Source organism: Wolbachia endosymbiont of Drosophila seguyi, assembly GCF_028981765.1.
GTDB classification, from domain to species: domain Bacteria; phylum Pseudomonadota; class Alphaproteobacteria; order Rickettsiales; family Anaplasmataceae; genus Wolbachia; species Wolbachia pipientis.
This window is the reverse complement of record NZ_JAPQLM010000090.1, coordinates 1-3,372: the sequence shown is the minus strand read 5'-3', so window position 1 is coordinate 3,372 and position 3,372 is coordinate 1. Positions and strand designations below refer to the sequence as shown.

Genomic DNA, 3,372 nt, shown 5'->3' with positions numbered 1-3,372 from the left:
GCATGAAAATTTCCTTTATGCCCAACCTGATCGCCAACATTCCTTTCGCTTTTTGGCTTGTCCTTTTTTGTTTTGTACAATTCTTTAGAGCTCGGTAGAGATGAATTTTTCGAGTTTAAACCAAGCCTTTCCTTTAATTCAGCGTTCTCTATCTTTAAAGCTTTATTTTCTGCTTTTAAGTTTTCTATCTCTGCTTTCAGTTTTTCTATTTTTTGCTGTAAATTTTTGCAAAGTTCTCAAAGGTTTACCACATTACCTCACTTTTGCTCTATGATTATCTTTTTAGATCACTTTGTCTACCTTATTCTACCACTCCGCTGAACGGATACCTTGGGTTAGCTATAGCTAACACCACAATTGTACTAACATTGTGATTTGAGAACAACCTTCACCAGAAAGGGTGTCATTCCAGTGTTAAGCACTGGAATGACGAGAGGTAACGCAAGAAGTTTACTCTTAATAAAAACCTGATGATGAATCATTATTACCAAATTTCGGCCTATTTCTGTTGCTGAAACCAGAACGAGGACGAGGAGGCCTCTTATGGTGACTTCCTCCAGGTTTTCTACTAAATGAATTATTGTAATAATTATCCCTGTCATTTGGACCATCTTTCCTTTCCTCGTTGTAAAGCTCACCTTCAAAAAACTCTCCCGTCTCTTGATCAACCCGACGTCTTGACAACTTTGGACACCCACCTTTTTCGAAGTCAATTACTAGTGCTTTGAAAGTATCATCTTGTTTAAGTACGCTCTCTATAGAATCTATATGTTCATTAGCTACTTCACTTATGTGCATTTTTCCTTTTCTGCCACTAAGAAATTCAAGCTCTACAATAGACTTCTCTATTCTTACAACCTTGACATCAACTATAGAACCTTGTTCTAGTTCTGTTATTGAATCAATCATCATACTCTTTGCAATTTCAGCTTCAGTGCCACTCGTAGCAAAAACAGAAACTTTACCATCATCTCCTATTTCAATTTTTGCATTACTTCTTTCACACACACTGCGTATATTTTTCCCCTTAGAACCTATAGCAGCAGAAATTTTGTCTTTATCTATGTAAAATGATAACATCCTTGGTGCATGGTCTTTGACATCATCACTGTGTTCTGAAATCACTGCATTCATTTTTTCTAAAATATGTAATCTTCCAGCTTTTGCCTGTTCTAAAGATTTTTCAACAATTTCAAAGCTTATACCAGAAATTTTCATGTCCATTTGTAGCGCCGTAACCCCTTCACTAGTTCCTGCTACTTTAAAGTCCATATCACCAAGATAATCTTCATCACCAAGTATATCGGAAAGTATTACATACTCGTCTTTATCTTTGATGAGACCCATAGCAATTCCAGCAACAGGGGCCTTTATTGGCACACCCGTATCCATTAAAGCAAGAGAAGTCCCACAAACTGTTGCCATAGAAGAAGAACCATCAGACTCCAAAATTTCGGACACTACTCTTATTGTATAAGGAAATTCAGACTTATCGGGTAAAACAGGATGAATTGCTTTCCAAGCAAGTTTGCCATGACCGATTTCTCTTCTTCCTGGTGCACGCGCAGCAGAAGTTTCTCCAACAGCAAATGAGGGAAAGTTATAATGCAACATGAAATGCTCACGTCTATCCCCTTCAATATCATCCACAATTTGCTCATCTTGAGTGGTGCCAAGAGCAGTAACAACCAGTGCCTGAGTATTGCCTCTTGCAAATAGTGCAGAACCGTGAGTTTTGGACAGAATATCAACTTCAACTTCTATCTGACGTATCTCATCATGCTTACGACCGTCTATCCTTACACTTTTCTTCCTAATTATTTCACGTACTAAAGATCTTTCAAAGTTTTTTACTGCATACGTAATTAACTTTTCGTCTTTTCCAGTTTCTTTAAGAGTATTCAATATATTCTCTCTGATCGCTTCTAGAGCTTGAACTCGCTCTTGTTTTACTGTTTGCGAATATGCTTTTTCAAAATCTTTACCGTATTTTTCGAGCTCTTGTGTTATATCTGATGCATCAATAGGGGCAAAGCTCTCAGGTTTATTGCCAATTGTATCAGCAAACTCTTTTATGAGCTTAATGACAGGCTTAAGGTGTTCATGGCCAAATTTTATTGCATTAAAAACATTTTCTTCAGAGAGCTCTTTCACTTCTGATTCAACCATTAAAATTGAATTTTCATCACCAGACAAAAACAGATCCAAGCTGCTTGCTTTCATCTCTTGAACAGAAGGGTTGAGTATATAGTTATTATTTTCATCACAACCAACCATCACTCCAGCTATAGTAAAGTGAAAGGGAACACCAGAAATTGCAAGAGCTGCAACAGCACCAATCAATGCTGGCACTTCAGGAGGATTGACTGTATCATAAGTTAATAGATTGCACACCACACTAATTTCATCATGAAATCCTTCTGGGAATAGTGGTCTTATACTTCTATCTATTACTCTTGAGATTAAAGTTTCTCTATCAGATGGCTTGCCTTCTCTTTTAAAAAACCCGCCAGGGATCTTACCCATGGCATAGCTTTTTGCGATAAACTGCACATTTAAAGGTAGGAAATCAACGCTTTCTTCCTTCTTTTTACGTACAACAGTTACTAAAACAGAAGTATCACCGTAATTTACAACTACTGAACCATGAGCTTGGCGTGCTATTTTCCCTGTTTCTAAAGATAAGGCACGACCACCCCACTCTATAGATTTTTTTATAATTTTAAACATATTAAATTCCTCGATTATTTTCTAATGCCTAACTTCTCTATTAATTCCTGATAGGCTTCATTACCAAATTTACGCTTTATATAATTTAAGTGCTTGCGTCTTCTACCTATCAATATAAGTAAACCACGCTTAGAGTGATGGTCATGCTTGTGCACTTTAAAATGCTCAGTTAAGTTACTGATCCTCTCGGTCAAAATTGCACATTGTACAAAAGATGAGCCTGTATCATCTTCTTTAATTGCATATATATTTATCAAACTCTTTTTCTTTTCGGATGTTATCGACATCTAAACCTCATTTTAAATATTAAAAACACGAATAGGTTTCACACAACCATAAATAAAACTGCAGATTGCAATAGGTACACTACCCACCACCATGCAACAAATATCATGATTCTTTAAATTACGCAAGTTATTTAATACAACTTCCTGACCTTTTCTGATTTTCCCCGCATCTTCTAGGGAAATTTCAACTTTGAACATCGATTTTAAAGCCGATTCAATGGGGATGACGAAACTTTTTGTATTACTCCCTGTCACTCCATCATCTTCTGTCATCCCACCCCCCTCTGTCATCCAAGTAGCTGACACTGGGATGGCTTTGTTGCATCACACTTTATGAGATGGTGATTTATGGTAA

The 3,372-nt window shown here is 36.8% G+C and carries 4 protein-coding genes; all 4 read right to left on the bottom strand.

The genetic code is table 11. The features are described 5' to 3' along the window. The coding region (locus OZD62_RS01955) for a DUF6444 domain-containing protein (RefSeq protein WP_275019323.1) at positions 1 to 209 on the bottom strand (209 nt) is incomplete at its 3' end. A 247-nt stretch (positions 210 to 456) separates the two neighbouring features. Further along, positions 457 to 2,730 (bottom strand): polyribonucleotide nucleotidyltransferase, encoded by a 2,274-nt coding sequence (gene pnp / locus OZD62_RS01950; RefSeq protein WP_275019322.1) that lies wholly within the window; start codon positions 2,728 to 2,730, stop codon positions 457 to 459. Positions 2,731 to 2,744: 14 nt separating this feature from the next. Continuing rightward, the gene (gene rpsO, locus OZD62_RS01945; protein ID WP_006279944.1) at positions 2,745 to 3,017 is read right to left on the bottom strand and encodes a 30S ribosomal protein S15; all 273 of its coding nucleotides are present in this window, start codon (positions 3,015 to 3,017) and stop codon (positions 2,745 to 2,747) included. Between the two features lie 12 nt (positions 3,018 to 3,029). Further along, the gene (locus OZD62_RS01940; RefSeq protein ID WP_275019321.1) at positions 3,030 to 3,290 is read right to left on the bottom strand and encodes a hypothetical protein; all 261 of its coding nucleotides are present in this window, start codon (positions 3,288 to 3,290) and stop codon (positions 3,030 to 3,032) included. Positions 3,291 to 3,372: the final 82 nt, after the last annotated feature.